The sequence below is a fragment of the Kordia sp. E genome (genome assembly GCF_056033805.1).
This window is the reverse complement of the sequence record NZ_JBRASR010000004.1, coordinates 210,064-232,429: the sequence shown is the minus strand read 5'-3', so window position 1 is coordinate 232,429 and position 22,366 is coordinate 210,064. Positions and strand designations below refer to the sequence as shown.

General features: G+C 30.8%; 18 protein-coding genes. 9 read left to right on the top strand and 9 right to left on the bottom strand.

What is annotated here, in order from left to right:
• Nucleotides 1–25: 25 nt before the first annotated feature.
• Both ACUUYC_RS20485 and ACUUYC_RS20480 read right to left on the bottom strand, forming a co-directional pair.
• Nucleotides 26–3,310, bottom strand: coding sequence for a VIT domain-containing protein (locus tag ACUUYC_RS20485; protein WP_474268897.1), 3,285 nt, complete (start codon nt 3,308–3,310; stop codon nt 26–28).
• A gap of 130 nt (nt 3,311–3,440) precedes the next feature.
• Nucleotides 3,441–4,310, bottom strand: coding sequence for an alpha/beta hydrolase fold domain-containing protein (locus tag ACUUYC_RS20480; protein WP_474268895.1), 870 nt, complete (start codon nt 4,308–4,310; stop codon nt 3,441–3,443).
• A 228-nt stretch (nt 4,311–4,538) separates the two neighbouring features.
• Here ACUUYC_RS20480 and ACUUYC_RS20475 point away from each other — a divergent pair, with 228 nt between their 5' ends.
• The 3 genes from ACUUYC_RS20475 to ACUUYC_RS20465 are packed head-to-tail and all read left to right on the top strand — an operon-like array spanning nt 4,539 to nt 7,685.
• Nucleotides 4,539–5,162 carry an L-threonylcarbamoyladenylate synthase gene (locus ACUUYC_RS20475; RefSeq protein ID WP_474268894.1) on the top strand — a complete coding sequence of 208 codons (624 nt, stop codon included), beginning with the start codon at nt 4,539–4,541 and terminating at the stop codon, nt 5,160–5,162.
• Nucleotides 5,163–5,181: 19 nt separating this feature from the next.
• Nucleotides 5,182–6,225, top strand: coding sequence for an endolytic transglycosylase MltG (gene mltG / locus ACUUYC_RS20470; protein WP_474268891.1), 1,044 nt, complete (start codon nt 5,182–5,184; stop codon nt 6,223–6,225).
• The gene (locus ACUUYC_RS20465) at nt 6,225–7,685 is read left to right on the top strand and encodes an FAD-binding oxidoreductase (protein WP_474268887.1); all 1,461 of its coding nucleotides are present in this window, start codon (nt 6,225–6,227) and stop codon (nt 7,683–7,685) included. The genes mltG and ACUUYC_RS20465 overlap by 1 nt, the downstream gene beginning before the upstream one ends.
• Before the next feature lie 83 nt (nt 7,686–7,768).
• On the opposite strand, the gene ACUUYC_RS20460 is transcribed toward ACUUYC_RS20465, so the two are convergent.
• Nucleotides 7,769–8,014 (bottom strand): hypothetical protein, encoded by a 246-nt coding sequence (locus tag ACUUYC_RS20460; protein ID WP_474268884.1) that lies wholly within the window; start codon nt 8,012–8,014, stop codon nt 7,769–7,771.
• A gap of 289 nt (nt 8,015–8,303) precedes the next feature.
• Between ACUUYC_RS20460 and ACUUYC_RS20455 the strand changes: the two genes are divergently transcribed.
• From ACUUYC_RS20455 to ACUUYC_RS20445, 3 genes are all read left to right on the top strand, one after another.
• Complete coding sequence (locus ACUUYC_RS20455) at nt 8,304–10,004, top strand: helix-turn-helix domain-containing protein (RefSeq protein ID WP_474268882.1); 1,701 nt, start codon at nt 8,304–8,306, stop codon at nt 10,002–10,004.
• Between the two features lie 134 nt (nt 10,005–10,138).
• Entirely contained in the window at nt 10,139–10,360 is a 222-nt protein-coding gene (locus tag ACUUYC_RS20450; protein WP_474268880.1) for a hypothetical protein, read from the top strand.
• A 372-nt stretch (nt 10,361–10,732) separates the two neighbouring features.
• Entirely contained in the window at nt 10,733–12,781 is a 2,049-nt protein-coding gene (locus tag ACUUYC_RS20445) for a hypothetical protein (RefSeq protein WP_474268877.1), read from the top strand.
• Between the two features lie 71 nt (nt 12,782–12,852).
• Here the strand turns inward: ACUUYC_RS20445 and ACUUYC_RS20440 are convergent, their stop codons facing one another.
• On the bottom strand, nt 12,853–13,713 hold the full coding sequence (locus ACUUYC_RS20440; protein ID WP_474268875.1) for an OmpA/MotB family protein: 861 nt from the start codon (nt 13,711–13,713) through the stop codon (nt 12,853–12,855).
• Between the two features lie 250 nt (nt 13,714–13,963).
• Between ACUUYC_RS20440 and ACUUYC_RS20435 the strand changes: the two genes are divergently transcribed.
• Together ACUUYC_RS20435 and ACUUYC_RS20430 are read left to right on the top strand one after the other, a co-directional pair.
• Complete coding sequence (locus tag ACUUYC_RS20435; protein WP_474268873.1) at nt 13,964–15,088, top strand: DUF1129 domain-containing protein; 1,125 nt, start codon at nt 13,964–13,966, stop codon at nt 15,086–15,088.
• 125 nt (nt 15,089–15,213) lie between these two features.
• Entirely contained in the window at nt 15,214–15,402 is a 189-nt protein-coding gene (locus tag ACUUYC_RS20430; RefSeq protein ID WP_474268871.1) for a hypothetical protein, read from the top strand.
• A 193-nt stretch (nt 15,403–15,595) separates the two neighbouring features.
• Here ACUUYC_RS20430 and ACUUYC_RS20425 read toward each other — a convergent pair whose 3' ends face one another.
• The 3 genes from ACUUYC_RS20425 to ACUUYC_RS20415 form a co-directional block, all read right to left on the bottom strand.
• Nucleotides 15,596–16,165 carry a hypothetical protein gene (locus ACUUYC_RS20425; protein ID WP_474268869.1) on the bottom strand — a complete coding sequence of 190 codons (570 nt, stop codon included), beginning with the start codon at nt 16,163–16,165 and terminating at the stop codon, nt 15,596–15,598.
• 74 nt (nt 16,166–16,239) lie between these two features.
• Entirely contained in the window at nt 16,240–17,238 is a 999-nt protein-coding gene (locus ACUUYC_RS20420; RefSeq protein ID WP_474268868.1) for a glycosyltransferase family 2 protein, read from the bottom strand.
• Nucleotides 17,239–17,418: 180 nt separating this feature from the next.
• Nucleotides 17,419–17,868 carry a type I restriction enzyme HsdR N-terminal domain-containing protein gene (locus tag ACUUYC_RS20415; protein WP_474268867.1) on the bottom strand — a complete coding sequence of 150 codons (450 nt, stop codon included), beginning with the start codon at nt 17,866–17,868 and terminating at the stop codon, nt 17,419–17,421.
• Nucleotides 17,869–17,928: 60 nt separating this feature from the next.
• Here ACUUYC_RS20415 and holA point away from each other — a divergent pair, with 60 nt between their 5' ends.
• Nucleotides 17,929–18,933, top strand: coding sequence for a DNA polymerase III subunit delta (holA, locus tag ACUUYC_RS20410; protein WP_474269307.1), 1,005 nt, complete (start codon nt 17,929–17,931; stop codon nt 18,931–18,933).
• Nucleotides 18,934–19,089: 156 nt separating this feature from the next.
• Here the strand turns inward: holA and ACUUYC_RS20405 are convergent, their stop codons facing one another.
• Both ACUUYC_RS20405 and ACUUYC_RS20400 read right to left on the bottom strand, forming a co-directional pair.
• Nucleotides 19,090–19,983 carry a retron system putative HNH endonuclease gene (locus tag ACUUYC_RS20405; RefSeq protein WP_474268865.1) on the bottom strand — a complete coding sequence of 298 codons (894 nt, stop codon included), beginning with the start codon at nt 19,981–19,983 and terminating at the stop codon, nt 19,090–19,092.
• Nucleotides 19,980–22,334, bottom strand: coding sequence for an AAA family ATPase (locus tag ACUUYC_RS20400; protein WP_474268863.1), 2,355 nt, complete (start codon nt 22,332–22,334; stop codon nt 19,980–19,982). The genes ACUUYC_RS20405 and ACUUYC_RS20400 overlap by 4 nt, the downstream gene beginning before the upstream one ends.
• Between the last annotated feature and the right edge of the window lie 32 nt (nt 22,335–22,366).

Here is a 22,366-nt window from a genome sequence, read left to right as displayed (position 1 = left end):
TTTTTTAAAACCCAAAACCTAATAATTAAAAACTCAACTTCGCTACAATTTGCGTATCGTCTTTTTTTACTAAACGAATGATTCTGACTTCTTTGGTTTGTTTTTTTGTTCCGTAGTACGTATACATTGTGACTTTCATAAATGTTGGGTTTTCCACTTTTTGATAGCGATCGCCAAAGTATTTAATCTTCACAAAATAATCGCCTTTGATGGCATTTTTCAATGTAAATTCTTCTGGACCAAAACCTTGTGTCATATCTTTTGAAATGTTTCCACCGATATTAGTTTTCGTGTGTTTATACCAGCATTCTTCTAGGTTTGGATCAATAATGTGTAAGTCAATATCTGTATCATTATGATTCCAATCAACAACAATTCGCACGTCGAATGTTTCTTCGGTTAACTTTATTTTATCGAGCTTACTCGTATCAAGATCACCTTTGTATTTTTCGACCAAATGATTGATTTCATTTAATATAATCTTATTCAAACCAGGAAAATTACGCCTGTTTTTGTTTTTGTAAATTTCACCAGAAAGAATATCTTCAAACAAATCAAAAGCTTCTTGACATTCGCCAACATTTTCATGTGCAATTGCCAAATCTCGGTACGATTGTACATCTTCCGTTCGCAATTCTAACACACGTTTAAATATAAATAATGCCAAATCATATTGATTCGTAGCTTCTAATTGATAACCATATACTTTCAATAATTCATAATTATCAAAGTCAGTTTCGGCAATATTTGATAATATTCTATTTGAATATTCAGGAGCATTAAAATGATTTCTAAACAAGTTTGAAACATCTACATAATATGCAGGAGTTTCTAAGTGTTTCATGCGTTGCAATAAATAGAAATCATAGGCATCTTCCATTGTTTTATAGGCTAATAACTCTTTTATATATATAGCTTTAACCGTTTGATCAGCAACTTTTAGTTTCCCTTTATATTTCTCATAACTTGGAGCTGGAGTAATTTGTTGTTGTTGTATTACTGTACTTTGAGAATTTACATTTCCTTCTGCATCAATATTAAAAACAATTGGTAAAGCATACTTAACGCTTACATTTTCACCTCTTTCTTTTGCAGGAATAACTTGTGGTAATAAATTTAATACACGTTTTGCCTCTTCAGAAATACTAGTATGTGGAGATCGAACTAAAATATTTTCAATAGTTCCATTAGAACTAATTGTAAATAGTGTCGTTACACGTTGTATTCCAGCTGGTAAATTGAGTTGGTTTATCAATGATGTATTAAAATTATCAACTATGTGTTTTTGTATTTTTTCTGCAAAACATTTTTTCAGTTCTATAGTAGTTGTTTGATTTTCACAACCAGGAAATATAGGTGCTTTTTCTACAATTGAAAAAGGAACTTCATCACTCCCATCAAAATCTTCAACGATTTCTAAATTTTCTACAATTTCTTCTTCTGTAGTTTCTTGTGGCAACAATCGTTGCATTGATCTACCACTATTTAATGCTTCAACATTTACCGTTCCGCTGGTATAACCATATGAAAGCCCATTTCCATTCGTAGAGAAATTGTACAAAATAGTATCGCTAATTTGCATCAATGACTGTACCATAACGTCCTCCTCATCTTCAACAGCTTGAATTACAGGAACGGATGTTCCATTAGTTTCCTTTTTTTTGTTAAGTTCTATTTCAGCGAGTAGTTTATTATACTCTTCCAATAACTCTGCTGGCGGTTTAATTTTGTATCGTATATAATCACGGACTTCTTCTAAAACAATTAAAGAAGTGTAATCCGTAACCAAACTATAAGTTGTTGCCAAATCCACAATTTCTTTTTTATGTTGTTTAGAATTTTGTTGTAAAGACGTCAATCTTTTCTGTGCCCACATGCGTGGAACGCTTGCTATATTTGGTTGTCCATCTTTAAAATTTAGAATAATAGTTTCTTCCGTGGTTGAACCATGTCCAAAATTTAAAATAATACTATCATCTTTCGATATATTTTTTCCTGCGATAGAAAATGTATGATTAACATTTACGGGTGTATTTGGATAGACTTCAATATTCTTTTCATTGGATGAAAATCCTAAGAATCTGTATTGTTCATATTTAATAGTTGAGAAAGCTTGTGAAACTGTTTTTGTGCCTAAATTGATATATGTTCCTTTTGAAGTTTGCGCCATTTGATTCAAACTTTCATGATTGGATTTTGTCAAGCTATTGACAACCATTAATGGTACTTTTGAATCGTATGTTAATGCGCTTAATGATTGAATTCCGTCTGAAAATAAGAATACAAGGTCAGATCTTTTAAGTCTGGAATTCAGGATGTTATAATTCGTTCCGCCATCATGAATTGTTTGTTGAATCTCGTTTTTTAGATCGTTCCAATCTCCATTGCGTATTTTAAAGGTTTTCTCTGTTAACAGGATATCACTAAACGATTTAAAATGAACTTTTACATTTTCTACATATGAAAAATATGATGCTAACATGTCTAGTTCCTTTTGTAGATTTCGTTCTTTCATAGAAAGCGAAGCATCCCATAAAATGGTAATTTCGGTTGCTTTTTTACGAACTTTCTTCTTAGAATTTAGAATGATATGTGAATAAAAATAATCATCCGAAACAAATAATTTCTTCGTATCAATTGCAGTCGGAATTTTGATCAGAATACTTTTATTTGGTGTATAATTCTTCTTGTTTATTTTGGTTCTGAAGTTGCGTTCCCAATTTTTAAATTGTAAACCAGAAATGGTACCTTTTTCTATAACAGGCTTGTCTTCTTGTTCAAACACTGTAATTGCTAGATTGAAAGTATCCAGTTTATTTTTAAAGTGAAGTGGCAAATCGTAATAATAACCATCTTTTTTGTAAATAAGCTCTTGTTCGTAGGCTAAAACAACGCGTTTGTAACCATTTGCTGGAATTGGATAAATACGCGCTTTGTAATTGTTTCCTGTACCTTTTTCAAGCAATGCAGGATCAACTTTTCTACGTACAACATCTTCAAAGGCAATTCTTCCTAATTCCTTATCCACCACAACAGCTTCTCGGAGTTTTCCATTTACATCAAGTGCAAAGCGAGAAACATTAAAATTCATTCCTAGTGGAAATGACAATTCACCTTCTAATATTTCATCTGTCGGATTGTAGTACAACATGTCAAATGTTGTAGTAGCTTTATTTCCAACAATTTCAACGCTAATGTCTAAAGATGAAAGCCCAACTTGAGTTTTGCCTACTTTCAAAATAGGCGCTTCTTGTGCATTACTAAATGTGGTGAAAAATAGTAATAACACGAATGGTAATAGTGTTTTCATAAAATCGGTTTTTGAGACTAAAATATTGTGTACTTCAATCAACTTTTATACCGTTTTTTAAGAAAACCTTAGGAATTAGTTTGAAAAATAGGTGTAAATCTTGGAATTTTTAGTCTTAAATTATTTAATCTTAATGATGTGCCGCAATAAATGTTTTCAATCTATTCCAAGTGTCTGTAGCATTTGGTCCAACCCAACCGTGTCCTTCATTTGGATAGAATATAAAACTATGAGTTACGCCTAAGGTTGTGAGTTTATCGCTTAAATCCATTCCTTGTGAGTTTGGAATCAATGGATCTTGTCCACCATAAAACAATATTGTTGGTGGCGCTGCAGCAGTTACTTTATGAAAAGGGCTAAAGCCTTCTAAAAACGGAATAACTAACTCGCTACCAAATAAATCTATATATGCTTGAATTGTTGGATCGGCATTATTCAAATACGCTTCATCTGCTAAGTTTGTAGGTCCTACAATACTTGCAACCATATTTACATCAGCTTGTGTATCATACTCATAACTCCAAAGCATAGACAAATGTGCGCCTGCACTTGTACCTAAAAAACCGTAATCTTCTGAAATAATATAGTCACCATTTTTGGCCTTCAAATCATTAATAATTGCGGTAATATCTTCCAATTGCATTGGAAAAGGAGACGTTGTGTCGTTTGCCAAACGATAATTTATATTTACAATAGCATATTCTGGCAACTCTACTTGCATTAATTCAATAAAGGTTGACATTTCAGATTTATCACCAGCTGTCCAACCACCACCATGAACCAAAATCATCACTTTGGTAGAAAGTGTTCTATTTTGTGGTAAATAAATATCATATACTTGCTGAGAATCACTTCCATACGAAACATTCAGTAACGTTGCTGCTTCTATAGTTGACGGATCTGTCGTAGTAGGAGAAAGTGCAATATCATTATCTTGCGAACATGCAAAATTCAGTAAAATAAAAAGACTTAAAATACCTGCGTATAATGATTTTTTCATGATAATGGTTTTAATACTAATGTTAACGCAATATCTTAAAAAAAAGTATGCAAAGTTCTTAAATTTGACTTAAAATTTAAATTAAATATTTTTGTTAAATTAGCTTTAAATCAATGGTTTAAATGTTTGATAAACGATACTTTTATGCAATCGTATACAGTTTAAAAAAGGAATGTATATTATTGCTAAAAATCAATTACTTTTGTGATATAAAGTTGTAACAATACGATGGCTGAGTTTATAAAAATATACGACGAAAATCCGAACCCGAAAGAAATCAAGAAAGTTGTAGACATTCTTCGAAATGGCGGATTGGTTATTTATCCTACCGATACGGTATATGGATTGGGTTGTGATATTACAAATACAAAAGCCTTGCAGCGTATAGCGAAGATAAAAGGCATCAAGCTTGAAAAAGCAAATTTCTCGTTTATTTGTAACGATTTAAGCCACATCAGCGATTATATACGCCAGATTGATACAGCAACGTATAAAATTCTCAAAAAGGCATTACCAGGTCCATATACGTTTATTTTACCCGGAAATAACAATCTTCCGAAAGTATTTAAAAAACGAAAAACTGTCGGAATTCGTGTGCCAGATAATACGATTGCACGAACAATTGTACAAGAACTAGGAAACCCAATTGTATCAACTTCTATATATGATGAAGATGATATTATAGAATATACGACTGATCCAGAGTTGATTTTGGAAAAGTGGGATAACTTAGTAGACGCTGTGATTGATGGTGGTTATGGCGACAATGTAGCATCTACAATTATTGATTTATCTGGTTATGAACCAGAAATAATACGAGAAGGAAAAGGAGACATCGATGTCATTTTATAATAAAAAGAACTAGTAGTACATGAAATATTTGAAAATTGTTGGACTTGTAATTTTAATTGGAATTATTATTGGAGGAATTTATATCTATCCAAAAGCTTCCATGTATTTCTATGGGAATAAAACGTCTCCAATTACAGAAACAACAAGCTTTTATGTAAAAACAGGCGCAACATTTTCTGACGTTATCAATGACTTGAATGCTAAAGGAATTATTGAAAGCGTAGATGAATTTAAAGCATATGCAGCCTTCAGAAATTTAAAACAAGAAACACTTGAAGCTGGAAAATATAGTTTTGAAAAAAACGTAGCTTATAGCAAAGTATTGGAAGATTTACGCCAAGGAAATGGTGAAAAAGAAATACAAATCACGTTTAATAATGCTCGTACAAAGAAAGAAATTGCTCAAAAAATTGCATTAAATGTGGAATTATCGGGCGATGAAATTCTAAGAAGAATTACGGATGCATCCTATACAAGTAAATTTGGCTTTTCTCCGGTAACCATCAATACGATGTTTATTCCGAACACGTATAACGCATATTGGGATATTTCTGCGGATGATTTAATCGCGAAACTTGCCAAAGAATACAAACGATTTTGGACACCTGAACGCAAAGCAAAAGCGAAAGCATTAAACATGACGCAAACAGAAGTTTCTACCTTAGCTTCCATTGTAGTTTGTGAAACGATAAAAATGGACGAAGCGCCAAAAATTGCAGGTGTGTATGTAAATCGACTTCGAAGAGGAATTCCATTAGATGCCGATCCTACATTAAAGTGGGTTTTAGGAGATTTTGAAATTAAAAGAATTTTGAACAAGGACAAAGAGCTCGATTCTCCATACAATACCTACAAAAATAGAGGTTTGCCACCAGGACCAATTTATATTCCTTCGGTTCAGTATATTGATGCTGTGTTGAATTATGAAAAGCATGACTATATCTTTTTCTGTGCGAAAGAAGACTTTTCAGGCTATTCAAATTTTGCCAAAACAAACAGACAGCACGAAGTCAATGCACGTAAATATCACAAAGCATTGAACGAACGAAATATATATCGCTAATGTCTAAATACAGTCGTAGAGATTTTTCAAAACTTATTGTTTTAGGCGGAATTGGATATACAATTTGGTCATGTGCTGATGATAAAAAACAGCAAAAAGGTGAAACTCCTAAGGAAGATACAACACCAAAAATGCCAGAGTTGCTTCCAGAAAACATAAAAATCTTCGAAAAAGCAGACGCAGAATATCAAGAACTTGCAATCCGATTTAACAAACGAATCCAACAAGCACCAACATTTATAGCACAATGCTTCAATACAAAAGGAGTTGTAGCAGCAATGCAATTTGCCATTTTTAAGGAATTAAAAGTTGTCGTAAAAAGTGGTGGACATAGTTTTGAAGGATTTTCAAGTACAAATGATGGTTTAGTGATTGACGTTTCATCCATGAAAAGCATGCAATGGAATGACGATCATAGCATTACAGTTGGAACAGGTTGTATTCTCAAAGAATTATACAATGAACTATTACCAAAACAACGAATTTTACCTTCTGGCTCTTGTGCTACTGTCGGAATCGGCGGTTTAACCTTAGGTGGCGGTTATGGTTTTTTTAGTCGTAAATATGGTTTAACATGTGATAGTTTAGAAGAAATCACTTTGGTTGACGGAAACGGAAATGTACATGTAGAAACTGGAAAGTCAGCAATTTTAAAAGCGTGTAAAGGCGGCGGAAATGGAAACTTTGGTGTTATTACCAAAATGCGATTTAGAACCTATCAAGCGCCAACTTATTTTCAAGCATTTCGATGTAAATCGTATAAATTAGATACCGTAAGAGCTAAAAAACTACTTAAATCTTGGTTTGAATTGGCTGGAGATTTGCCAAAATCGAGCTTCTCAGCATTTGTATTAAATGGTAAAACCTTAACCATTCTTATTACAAATTATGACAATAGAGGAGAAGCTGCAGTTTTAAAAGTATACAACGCATTAAAACAATTATCGAATAAAGGAAGTATAGGAAGCAAACGTGCATTGCCTAAAGCATTAAAAACGTTTTATGGTGTACAACATCCATTGTATTTTAAAAATGCTTGCGCAGGATTATACAAAGGTTTTTCAGAAATTGATGGTTGTATTGATGATGTGATTTCTAAAGTTATTTCTACACGAGGTTTAATCTATCAAGTAAATACAGTTGGTGGAAATGTAGATTCAGAATCGTTGGCAAAGCGTTCTGTATTTCCGCATAGAAGTTTGCCGTTTTGGTCAGAATTACAATCATATTGGGAAAAACCAACACAAGAAGCACGATTGTTAACTGCTTTTCAAGAAATTCAACAACGTTTCTATGATCATGGAATTCGTAAACATTATAGAAACTATCCAGATATTAATTTTAAAGATTGGGAAACTGGATATTATGGAAAATATCTTCCAGAATTACAAAAAATGAAACAACAACTTGATCCTGACAATCGAATTCAACATCCGCAGAGTATTTCTGTAAAACATTGATAAAGAAGATAGTTGTTAATTAGTATAAAAACGATCATTGAAAATGTTTTCAGTGATCGTTTTTTTACATTTTTAATTTTCTGTTAACAGAAGAACATTGTACAAAAATCATTACAAGTTTGTCCTTGTTGTGTTGGAGGTGGTGGACATCCACACGTAGCTACTAATTGAGTTTCATGCGGACAAGTGGTTACACTAGCATAACAGTTTCCATCTTTATCCATGAAAAGACTAGCAACAGTTCCACCTTTTACATTTTCTGATTCAAGACTAGATACCGTGTTTTTGTTTAATCTTAATCCGCGGTGATTTAATTTCTTTTTTTTCATAATTATGTGATTTTAAATTGATTACTGTGCAAATGAAAATTAAAAATGCGAGAATCAAAAGAGAAGGTTATTCCCATTTATAAAAAGGCACATTGAAAAAGTACAGTATAAAATTTCAAACTTATCCTCTTTACCAAGTATGACTCCTTCTGTATTAATTTATAGTGGAAATTGAATTAAATTATTTTAAAATCATAAAAAATGTTTTAAAATAAAATATATTTAAAAATGTACTTATTTTTATGAAACACGTTTATAGTTTACACTGATTTCTAAATTTTCTTCTCAAATGAAAAATGTTATTTCTTTATTGTTCTTATACATTTTAACTCCACTGTTTTGTTATAGTCAAACAACTACACAAATTGAATCTGATAGTTTGGCAAAGTATTCATTTGAACATTTAGACAATACATATGAATCTATTCGAAATACAAACTCTAAGATTGCTAAAATATATCTGAATGAGCTATACTCAAGAGCTAACAAAAGAGAAAAGAAAATTACAGTTTTTCTAAAAATGTGTCATCATGAAATTTTATACGGAACTAAAGAAAAAGCCTTTTCATATATAGAATCTGCTTACGATTTGGCAAAGAATGAAGAAAGTATAGAACTGGCTAAGGTTTATGAAAAAAAAGGGTATTATTATTACTATAAGGAAAGAGATTTTGATAAAGCCTTACCTTATTATTTGAAGGCTTTATCAATTGCAGAAGAAAAGCAAGATAAAATTTTAATTATAAAAATTGAACATAAAATTGCAGTACTTTATTATGCATTGGGCGAGTTAGATAAAGCTTTAAAAGCATTTAATTTATTGTATAAAAAGGTTGAAGTAGAGGCTATTTCTTATAATTTAAGAATTAGTATTTTAAAAAGTTTGGGGAATGCATATTTACGTAAATATTCGTTTTATAAAGAACAAAAAATATTATTAGATTCTTCTTCATTTTTCAGACAGAAAGGACTTCAACTGGCAATTCAAGAAAAGGATCAAAACACAATTGCATATCTTGAACAGTCATTAGGGATTTCTTCTTTTATAAAAGAAAATTATGTAACAGCGCTCACTCATTTTAATAATTCGTTAAAAGCTAATGAAGTAGTAAATGTTGATAAAATATTTCAAGGCAATTATTTTTACAAGGGAAAAGTATTTTTAAGATTAAAACAAGCTGATAGCGCCATTTATTATATCAAAAAAAGCGAGCCATTTTTTAAGGATTCTTCAAAAAAACTAAACCAATCTTCTACGTATTCACTTTTGTCAGAGTGCTATGAACAAAAAGGAGATTTAATAAATGCTGTAAAATATGCAAAGCTAGCAATTGCACATACTGAGCAACTCTATTCAGATAATGAACAAACCAAAGGATCCATAGATATGAAGTATGGACTACCCAAACTTCAAAAAAGGATAGACAAATTAGAAGTTGCTTTAGAAAATACCTCCAAAAAGAAAACGACTTGGTATATTTTTTCTCTAATACTGATTGCATCACTTATTTTAGGATATTTATTTTTTAGAAGACGAGAACAAAAAAAATATGCTTCCTTTCAAAAGCTTCTTGATGAAACAAAAGAAAATAATTCTAATCCCGTAAAAAAAGTAATTCCTGAAGAACAAACGCTGCAAATTCTGGATGCTCTAGAAATATTTGAAAGAGATCATTTATTTTTACAACAGAATTGTACATTATCTTTTTTGGCAAAAAAGCTCAACACAAATACAGCGTATCTTTCTAACATAATAAATGTATATAAAAATCAATCCTATACAACATATATACATAAATTACGTATTCAGTACTCGGTAAAACGACTTAAAGATGACGCTCGTTTTAGAGCTTACACAATTGAATTTATTGCTATAGAATGTGGTTTTAAAAATGCAAAACCTTTCTCAAGAGCATTCAAGAAAGTTACGAACATATATCCTTCAACGTTTATTAAAAATTTAAATAAAATGGATAATCAAGGCAATTAGTTTGGTCCTATTTATAAATTGACGCAATGAGTTTCATAAAGTACTTTTGTATTCTTCTATATTTGAGGAAATAGTTAATAGTCAAATTTCAACTATTTCTTAAGGACTTATTAGAATTTTAAAACTGTATTTTTATGAAAAAGAAACTTTTATTTAAGAAAGAACAAATCTCAAAATTAAACCAATTTAACTTAACTGGTGGTGTAGGAAAAACAGAGACAACTAGTGATTCTGGATTTGATCCGAGCGATAATACAGAACCAACACGATTAAATTGTAATACTAATGAGCAAACATGCGTAGCTTGTGTTTCAATACATCGTTCAATGTGTATAGTTGGTGTAACTGCATGCTAAAAATTATATATGAGCATATATTTAATTTTACTTTATTGAATTGTTTGATAATAGTGAGGTTGAAGAATACACAGCCATTATTGATGATATTTTATTGTAATAAGTAAATTTTGACTCATTAACTAATATCAAAAAAAAGCGTTCAAGTTAATCTTGAACGCTTTTTAAATTTAGTTGCCAAAAACTATATTATTTCCCTTCTTCAGAAAGTGTTTTCATTTCTTTTTCGATCAGGTCGTAAAACTGATTTGTAAAATGAATAATTAAAATGTAATTGATTGATTGTTAGAAAGAAAAGGTCTTTTTCCTCTTTTTTGACAGTTTGATTAAAATTAATTTAGTGAGACTTATAACTACTAAATATTTTTAATCATGGCAATCTTTAAAGCAGTTCAAAAAAAGATGGATGAAGCTACTTCTATTTTAGAAATAGTTGGCATCGTTTTTAAGCGCTATAATCTTTTACTTTCAGCAATTGAACTATTTCTAAAACCAATTCGTTTTTTAATAAAAATACTACGTAGAATTTTAACAAGACGAATTGTTTCTATTATCAGAAGTATAAAGGCAGTTTTAGGAAGAGTAGGAAGGTTTGCAGGACCTTTAAAGTTTGTGATCACTGTTTTAGAAAATGTATTAGGAATATTTCGAAAGGTTATAAAACCATTTGAAAATGCACTAAAAACACTAAGTGAAAGATTAAAAACATTTAATGAGCAACTTAAATTAGTAATACAAAGTGATGAATATCAATTTTTAGTAAGAAACCTTGGTAAAATTTTAGCAAAAATTAAAGAGATTAATGAACTAGCTAAACTGCTTGAAAAGCAACAACAATGGATAGAAAAAGTATTTCCGGCAGCATTTTTAAACAAAATTAAAGCGCTAATCGATAAACTTTCTGCACCGATAAAAGCAATAAATGATACTTCAAAAAAAATGTTAGAAGCCATAAAAGCATTTCTTTTGAAAATAACTGGTTATGAACCAATCATTGCAACATTATCAAAAAATACAGAAATTTTAGAAAAATGGTTACAGGAAATTGCGAAGCTGGCAAGCACACTTTTTTGGATTATTAGACAAATAGAAATTGTACTTAGAAGAATTCCATTCTTAGGATATGTTTTAGATGCATTAAGCTACATAAGCGGTATAATAGATGCTATTATTGAAGCTAGTGGAATTCGTGATTTATTAGAATATGTTATTAATAATAATGCAATCATTACTGCTGTAATTCAATCAATAAACAAAATTATTAAGGCGATTGAAGATTTGATAAAAGATTTTAAAGCAATTTTAGAAGATTTTATAAGTATTATCAATGATCTATCTGATCTTTATGATATTTCAAAAGATCTACATGGTTTGCTAAAATTAATTGCAGCGTATAAATGGTTTTTAGAATTCCGCTTTCCAAATATCTTAGAAAAAATGCGAGAAGCTTTGAAAAAGATGCAAAACCCAGATTTTATGCCATTGACTTTAAGTGATTCAAATTCGCTAGCTTTTAGTGTAACATCTGTGACAATCAATGGAGAAGGAATTGGAAACGATTGGATATTGTATTTTGAAATTGATACTAATACATACGAATTGAGCCTTAATAATGAATCCAATAGGGAAATTCAACTAGATAGGTTGATACATGAAGAAACGATTCAGAAAGCACAACAAACGATTCACCGGAATATTCATATTTCTGCAACAGAAATAGATCCTGTGTATAATGATTATGGTGAAATTGACGTAAAAGAAGTCATTCAATTCACAAACGAACCACAAGAACAAGAAATAATACTTTCTTTTAGTGTTACTGCAACTGGCGGTGATACTGGTGCAAAAGCTGAAATCACTGTAAAACTAAAAATAGCACTAACAGAAAATGAAAATGTTTTACTTCCGTTAAGTGGAGTTGGAGCTACAAATAGCGGAATTAATTATTTAGAACATGCGCTCAATGACTTGAGAACAGACATGGGAACACTAACATTTGCACCAGGATTATATGCGAATATGTATGCATTAGATCAATTTTTAAATACTTCTGAATTGTTATTAAATAAGCTAAAAGTACTTGTGGTAGAATCACCAAATGCTGACGAAGAAAAAGAAGCACTGATTACTGAATTCTATAACTTAATTGAAATGAGTCAAGCTCAAATTCAACCAGAAAGGGAAAAGCAATTTGAAGCTTCTTATTTCATAGACTTAAAGAAGGCTTTGGATATTGAAGACGTAAGCACTGATGAACTTACATTGGAAGCAGTTCAGCTAGAAACAGAAGACTTCTGTGATTGTGATGATTTTGAACTCGATGATATTTTTGAAGAAGAAACTCATGATCTTTCAGCAGATGGGCAAAATTTTAACTTAGATGCATATCTAAACTCTTTAAATTTAGGAGATGCAACTTAAAATATAATTCATAAAAAAGAGCGTTCAAATTTACTTGAACGCTCTTTTTATAAATGTCTAAAATTTATATTTTATTTTCCTTCTTCAGAAAGTGTTTTCATTTCTTTTTCGATCATGTCGTAAAACTGATCAATTTTTGGAAGTACAACAATACGCGTACGTCTGTTTGTAGCTTTATTTTCAGCAGTGTCATTTTCAACTAAAGGAACATAATGACTTCTTCCTGCTGCGATTAATTGTCCTGGATTTACACCTAATTCCTGTAACACACGAATAATAGATGTTGATCTTTTTACACTTAAATCCCAGTTATCAATCAATACACCTTTGCTATATGGAACATTGTCTGTATGACCTTCTACCATACATTCAAAATCTGGCTTGCTATTTACAACTTTCGCAACTTTTCCTAATACATCTTTTGCTTTTGTTGTTACGTTATAGCTTCCACTTTTAAATAATAACTTATCTGCAATTGAAATAAACACAACTCCTTTTTCAACATTGATTTCAATATCTGGATCGTTAATTCCAACAGCTTTCTTTAAGCTAGAAACAATTGCCAACGTTACACTATCCTTTTTACTTATTGCATCTTGCAAACGTGTAATTTTTAAATCTTTTTCTTTCATACTCTCTAATGACTTCTCAAGGTTTTCAGCTCCTTTTGTTGTCAAAACAGTCATGTCTTTTGTATTCTGAATCAAATCACCATTGGTTTTTTTCAAATCAGCTACACGATCTTGTAATGCTTCAGCTCTTGCAGAAGCAGAGGCTTTTTCTTCCAAGCAAGCATTTAATCTAACTGTTGCAGAGTTCAATAAATCTTTTGTCTCTTTATGTCTTGCTTCCAAATCAGCAAACTCTTTCTTAGAAACACAAGATGATAGCAAAATGGAGACAGTTGCTGTCAATAAAAGAATCTTCTTCATAAATCTTATTTTTATAATTAAAACGGTTTTTTCTAAACTAAATTCAAAAATATTAAAAAAGCTATTCAATTAACAAGGATTAACAAACTTTTAAAGCTATTCATTTGAATGATTTCAGATAACGTACAAAAGTTTTCTTTATTGTATTTTACAATTCATCAAAATTCATGAATTTACGGTTGCGTTATTTTGATCGTGTTACTTTTTTATGTTCATTTGATATTCAGACCGATAAAAATAGTAAGTACGTATGAAAAGAAAAGATTTTATTAGTGAAGTTACCAAGCGAATTCAACGTAATGAGTATTCATATCAAATTAAGAAATACCTAGCTAGTAAAGGTATTACAGAAGAAAAACAAGATGAAATTCTAGCGGAAGCGAAAAAAAATATCAAAGATGAAAAGCTAAAAAAGTTACCAGTACAGAATAAAATTATTTTTGGAACATTTCTGTCATTAACGATACTCACTTTTATAATTTTTATGTTTGTGTTACCAGAATATGATATTTATGGAGTCACAACTATTTTAGCAGTCATTGGAGTTATGTTACTCATCATTTTTGCTGTAATGGCTTTTATGTATTACAATCGATGGAAACCAGAAAGTGTTGCGCTAGAAGCAGAAGACAAGCTTGATCCAAGTTACACATCAGCTTTTGCAATCGCTATCATTCCTACAATTATACTATTTTTTATACTTTCTGCCAGATTTAATGCTGTTGAAGATAGAATCCTTGCAGAAACACAAGTTCGTACAGACGGAATCATTATTTCGGGAATTTCAACAAGTTCTGGAACAGGAACTTATTCTACAATTGTAGTTCGATTTACTACAAAAACGGGGAAGACGCGTGAAATAAAAACAGAAGTTGGAAATTATGAATTTAATCGATATTATAAAGATCAAAGAGTAAATATTGTGTATTCGTCTAAATACCCTTCTATTATGCGATTGCTGACGCAAGAAGATAATATCAGACAGTTTACAGATACAGAAGAACGCGATTTAGTACCAGCTGATTTTGAAGCTATTTTAACAGATGAATTTATACCAACGGTAAAAGGATTGAATAAAATTTCATTAGGTTGGAGAAGAGATACTTCTTCAGGAACTTGGTATAATGAAAACAAAGACGCAGCTATTCGATTTATTGATGATGCGGAAATTGCCTATGTATGTGATTATTTGTCTGCGCGTACTTTTGTTAATGAATTGGAAAAAAGAGGCTATAAAAGAACAGAAGATGATACAAAACGTACTGGTGGTATTATAGAATCAATATATTATGAAAATGATGAATTTTTAGCATTTGTTGAAACTAAAATGAAAGACAATGATTTGGTTACCATCATACAAATGGCTAGAAAATAATTTTTAGTGTCATTTTAATGGCATACAAATGTCCAACTCAAATACTTAAATTTGAGTTGGACATTTTATTTTTTTTGATCAAATCCTACTATTTTTAGATTTATTAATTCTAAAAAACTAATATCATGAAAAAAAGAAACCTTAAAAGTTTAGCATTAAACAAGAAGTCTATTTCTACATTACAAGACAATGCTATAAAAGGAGGAACATGGGTTACTGTTTGTGACTGTGTAGTATCTGTAGGCCCAATTTTGTGTGGTGCAACAAGTGCATTTATAAAGTGTGCAGCCGCTTGTCCTAATGCGCCGATATAATATGAGCATTAGTCTCTAAAAAATAGTTGACACAAATAAATTGAAGCAATCTATTAAATTTGAAATAAGTAGATTGCTTCAAATTTAGTACTAGTATAAAATGAAGAGCAATGATTTGGTAACAATCATACAAATAACACGGAAGTAATTTATAGAGTTTTGAATATATTTTACAAAAAAACTCTTGTTGTTGTTAGTGTGACATCGTATTTGTAATAGTTATTTTTGATACAAATTCATGTGTATGTTCTAAAACTAACGTACTAGAAAAGCCCTGAAATTGAAAATGATAGATATAATTGTTTTTTATTTTTTTTGGTTTGCCAAATAGTTTAAAAAAATCCTGAATAGAAGAACCTATATTTAATTCTTTTTTTAAAGGAAATGTTTGTTCACTCGTTTCAAAATAGTGTAATTTATATCCGTTTGTACCAAACGTCCATGTGGAATCTGTTTTGAAAACTGAAAAGTTAATTTTGGCGATTGGCTTCTTTTTATTGAAATATGTACAATCGTAATATTCAAGAAGAACATTTATCAAATTTACAGAATCTTGATTTGGGCTTAATTTACATTCTGACTGATAATTATTTTCACTTATTTGTGAGGTGTTTCTTGGATCTTTCATGAAATCTTCTACCATAAACATATCAATCTCAATAGGAAAATTATAGATAAATTCGCTTTTTGGTTTAGTATCTTTACAACTAATAATTAAACAAAAAACCAATAGTACAAATACTTTTAAATAGAGGTTACTCATAGTTGTAATGTTATATTATTTAATCCTTTTATTTTATGATGTCTAAGCTTAATAAAATATACCAGAAAGCTAGATCATTGCTTCAAGTCCGAATAGACTTTCTTTCCTTTTACAAAGTATGAGAATATAATTGAGTTGTGCTGAAAGTACTGTTTTTGTTGTGTTTTTCCACGTTTTTTTAGCATTTTAGGCAAACGTGCGTAAAAATGGAAATGTGCTTTTATAAGCGCGATAAAGTGTTTTAACTGTAGTTTGAATAAAAACTGCATGGCTGCAATTCCATCGAGTACTAAGCGTAAAAATATAATTGAAAATAGTTTTCCTTTCGGAAGGTTTTTCGCAAGCATGCACAATGAATTTCTGAAATTTAGATAGGTTTTTTGTGGGTTTGAACTATCTAAAGTTGCGCCACCAACATGATACACAACACTTTCGTGAATATACGTTGCTTTGTAACCTACATTGAACGCACGCCAACACAAATCGATTTCTTCTTGATGCGCAAAAAAGTCTACATCAAAACCATTTAATTCATTAAACACACTTTTTCTTATAAAAAAACAGGCGCCAGAAGCCCAGAAAATTTCATCATTTTCATCATATTGATTGGTATCTTTTTCAAGTGTGTGAAAAATTCGTCCTTTACAATATGGATATCCATATTTATCAATAAATCCGCCAGCTGCACCAGCATATTCAAAATGTGTTTTTTGTTTAAAATCTAAAATTTTAGGTTGAATAATTGCCGTTTCTGCATTCAATTCAAATTCCGATAGGATAGGAGTTAACCAGTTTTTAGTTACTTCAATGTCTGAATTCAACAAGCAAAAATTGTCTTCTTTAACTTGTGGTAACGCATCATTATATCCTTTGGCATAACCACCATTTTCAGCATTTAGAATAATTTGAATCTCAGGAAAATTAGCTTTTACAAATGCTATAGAATCATCGCTAGAAGCATTATCTGCCACATAAATCGTAGCTTCTTTAGAAAATGCCAGCACAGAAGGCAAAAACTGTTCTAATAGTTTTTTTCCGTTCCAATTTAGAATGACTACTGCTATTTTGTTCAAATTCAATAATTTAAAATTAGTTTCAAAACATTTCTCGATACAATTTTTTCCGTTTCACTTCAAAAACCACTCGAAAAGACGTTTGATTGTCAATTAAAATTAATTTTACTAATACCTAATACCTAATACCTAATACCTAATACCTAATACCTAATACCTAATACCTAATACTAAAACAACTCACAACTTTTTATAATCAGGTAATTCTCTTAAAAAATCATATTGTTTTGCTTCATAATCCATTGTACAATAATAATGATTCAAACCGTTGGTAACCATTAAATATTGTGCTTCCAAGACCATATTATAACGTGCAATTTGATCAAAAGTATCTTGTTTGATCGTTATTTTACTGCGTTTACATTCTACCACTAAAAAAATGCTTCCATCAGAATTAAAAATTACAATATCGTAGCGCTTCTTTAAGTCGTTGAATATGAGTTCTTTCTCTACATTTATCAAACTTATGGGATACTTTTTTTCTTGAATAAGAAATTGTACTGTATGCTGCCTTACCCATTCTTCAGGAGTTAGTACCACAAATTTTTTCCGAATTGCATCAAAAATATAGATTTTATTTTCCCTATTTTTGAACCGGAATGTATATTTTGGAAAATTCAAAAGTTCCATAAGCACAAAACTAACGATTCGTGCATGGAAAACCAATACAATTCCACATTTGTCGCACTCATGGAAGAAGCAAAACAGATTGTCAAAGATATACAGCAAGGAAACATTAAACCTATTTATTTTTTAATGGGTGAAGAAGCCTATTATATTGACAAAATCGCCGAATATATTGAAGAAAAGGTATTAGCAGAAGAAGAAAAAGGCTTTAACCAAATGGTGTTGTATGGACGCGATGTCACTATTGATGATATTGTCGCAAATGCAAAACGCTATCCGATGATGGCAGAGCGACAAGTTGTGATTGTAAAAGAAGCACAAGATTTGTCTCGTACTATAGATAAACTAGTTGGTTATATTGAAAATCCGCAACCAACAACGGTTTTAGTGATTTGCTACAAGTACAAAAAGATTGCTAAGAATAAGAAGTTGTACAAAGCCACTAAAAAAAGTGGTATTATGTATGAAAGCAAGAAATTGTATGAAAACCAAGTGGCAGACTGGATTCGTAGAGTATTGGCAGGGAAAAAGTATCAAATTACGCCCAAAGCTGCACAAATGCTGGTAGAATTTTTAGGAACGAATTTAAGTAAGATTAATAACGAACTTGAAAAATTGCAACTCATTCTCCCAAAAGGAAGCGAAATTACGCCAATTATCATTGAAGAAAATATTGGAATTAGTAAAGATTATAACAACTTTGAATTGCGTAAAGCTATTGGTGATAGAGATGTAAAAAAGGCATTCCGAATTATTACGTATTTCGCTGAAAATCCAAAAGACAATCCGACAGTAGTTACGGTTTCGTTATTGTTCAATTTCTTTTCACAATTATTACAATATCACGGTTTACGCGATCAGAACCCTAAAAATGTAGCTTCTGTATTACGTATCAATCCGTATTTTGTAAAAGAATATCAAGCTGCGGCTCGAAATTATCCAATGAAAAAAGTGAGTGGAATTATAGGTACATTACGTGAAATGGATGTGAAAAGTAAAGGTGTTGGCGCAAGTAATTTACCAAATGGTGATTTATTGAAAGAATTGTTAGTGAAGATTATGAACTAGATTCGTTATGCTCAATTCAAAGATTTAAGCTTCAAGAGTTTTTGCTATTTGTTAATTTGTTTTTTTACTTTATCTAACATCTAACATCTAACATCTAACATCTAACATCTAACATCTAACATCTAACATCTAACATCTAACATCTAACATCTAACATCAAGCTGCATTAATATCTACTTGGAAGTTTTCCTCCATGAATTTCCCTATCATTTGTTTTGCCAAGCCAAGGTATTCTTCTTTTGGGTTTAAGTAATTTTTTAAGCGCTCAATTTGAAATTCCAATGTTTCTAATAAATTGTGTGTAGATGCATCATCAGGATTAAAAAACTGATCAACGATTCCCAAGAAATTTTCAATAGTTTTCATTTGCGCGCTAATTTCCAATGCTCTTTTTTCTCGTCTTTGTACCAATGGAACACGTTGTAAAGCAAAAACACTGATGGAAGCTTTTGCGCGTTTCTTTTTAAGTTCTTGGGTGCTTTTTGGCATAATGACTCCTGAATTCATATCATACTTAAAATAGTCTTCAGGATCTTCAACTGAAGGATCAATTAACAAGCGAACTTCTTCTTCTTTTTCTAAATCACCATCAATTGTGCGTACTCTAAATTGTTCATCTAACAATGGAAATTGGTTCATTTTTCCCATGCTAGTAGCAACATCGTTTTCTGATGTTTCTTGTTTTGATTTCTGATTACAATTACGACATGAAAACAATAAATTTTTCCAATCAGCAGCTAACCAAAAATAACCAGGTTTGGAGTTTCCAGTTTCTTTCAATTCTTCAATTTCACCTTTTGGGCGAAAATGCTCAATATCACCAACATAAGTAGCTAAAATGTCACCTTCACAATAGGCACATTTTCCAAAACTCATATCAATCAATGCTTTTTTTATAGTTTCATGACTGTATACAGAAAACTTATATGCTTTTGTGTTTTCTGGATTTGCGTAATGCGCGATTGCTTTTTCGAGTTCCTTTTGTACTTTTTCGCTTCCATCTTTCAGTATTTCAGGAACTTCCACTGAATCTCTTTTAATGAAAATCATAATTTATTTTTTTGATCTAATTTTTTCCAAAGTGCTCTTACTCTTGAAACCGTTTCTTGTTTTATTTTTTTCGTATCAATTTTCAAATCATTGTTACGCATATTTTTGGCTAATAATTCATCTACAACTTGATATACTATTTCCTCACGTGCATCATTTCCAAAGCGCATGTATTTTAACTCGTTAACTTCTTTTTGAAGTTTTAGAAGTTGTTTTTTATCATCTGCATCTCGTTTAGACTCATCTATAGCAAGTAATTTATAATACTTTTCAAAGAGCTGTTCGGTTTCAATATCCATCGTACTATTGAGACCAAAAAACTTAGATGTCAATAATTGATCAATACGTAAACTACTCGGACTAGGTAAATCGGTAATAGCGTCAATTGCATTTTCTTCATTTCTACGCAACACCACAACTTCATTATCTGTAATACCTCGTAAACACAATGGTTCATGTGTAGTAATGATAAATTGAATTTTCGGAAATGTAGTTCGCAAACGTTTTACGATTTCCATTTTCCAACGCGGATGTAAATGTGTGCCAATTTCATCAATCAATACAATGCCTTCTGCAAGTCCATATATAATATTTTCTTTTGATAAAGTATAAATCATATCGATTGCGATTGCAAAAACAGATTTATAACCATCACTTAAATGATCAATATCAATCGTTTCTTCTGTATGATGGTATTTAATAAAGATCTGTTTATTGACAATACTTCTTCTAATATCGTCTTTGTCGTCTAGTAATAACAAGTTCTTTAAGGAACGAGAAACTTCATTAAAGGTTTTTAGGTTTGCGTTTAGAAACCAATCTTTTGCATTAGACAATGAAATAGAAGCATCAAATAGGTTTTTTACTTTTAAATAATTAGGATGATTTCGTTCCCAGTCTAGATTTCCAATAGGTAACAATCGGGTAGAACCATAACCAATTAAAAATGTAGATGGATGTTGAATATTTGAGACAATTTTATTCTCTTTTTTGTTATATGTGATTTCGTAAAATTCCCCTTTCCCTTTTCCATAGACTTGAATAAATCCTTTCTGTTTTCCGTATTTTAATAGACTTTTTACTTTAAGGTCTAACGTGTCTAAATATTTTTGTCCCATCAACGCAAGTGCAATAGCTTTCAACACAGAACTTTTTCCAACACCATTTTCGCCCAAAAATACCAACCAAGGCTCTGAACTTGTATCCTCAGAATAATCTGGAAGTTTTAATGTTAAATCTGAAAAACATTTAAAGTTTTTCAATACAATACGATCTAGATATATATTCTTAAGAACGCCATCAAAAATATTTTCTTCTATTTCATCAGGCATGCTTTCTTCTGAAGGCATAGCATTACTAGAACCTCTAGGTGAGAAATCTTCAAAATCAAAACCACCTTTAATTTCTTCTTCTGGAGCTTCTTGTTTTAGATTTATAGATGAACCTTGTTGTTTTATATCTTCTTTTGGAAACGAAATATAACTATCAAATTCATTCATTACTGAACCCAATCTGCTTTGCGATTCTTTATCATTTATATAATTTTGAATAACTGTTTTTCTAAATAAAACATGATTTTTTGTAGATTTTTCATCTAGAACCTCTTTCCATTCCTCTATAAATTTAAGCGATAATTTACCACGTTTTCTAAGTGTATTGAATTGTACTTCTAGCTCCGAAACTATAATTTGACGTTCATAAATTAAATCCTTTCTATTGAGTTCCAGGATTTTTATAGTGGCTTCTGCTTTTTCATGATTTTTTTCAGCTTGCAAAGCCAACTCTTTTATTTTAGAAAAAAAGGAAAGGTTCTGATCTTTTGCAGGAACTATTTCACAAGATGATACATTAAATTCAAAAAATTTACTAGGATCATCAACACATGGATCAATCAGAAAGGCTTTTTCTTTAATTAAAATTTTTTCATGTGAAGTATGAATAGCTGCTCGTTTTCCATCTATTGGAAATGTATTAGATTTAAATCGGCTACAGCTATGACAGCATGTATACAAATTTTCCCATTCATACGTTAACCACCAATAATGATCTTGCGCAACATCCTTAGCATCAAATCCTTGTGAATAACTACTTGGTCGAAAACGATGCAAATAGCTTTCGTAACCTGGCTTTCCTCTTCTAAGTGTAGATTCACAAAAAGCACATTTTTGATCAAAAAGTTTCGCTAAAGCATCTGAAACTTCATTAGGAACATAGCCAACTGTAAACGTACGTTGCGAACGTGAATTTTTGCGCATTCCGTAAAAATCACTTATTTCTTGTCGTAAGCGTTCATACTCTTTGGAATGAAAAAACTCGGGTTTATCTATTTTATGTCGATCAACTTTAATCACACTATTAAGTTTAGTTATTAGAGATTTTATGC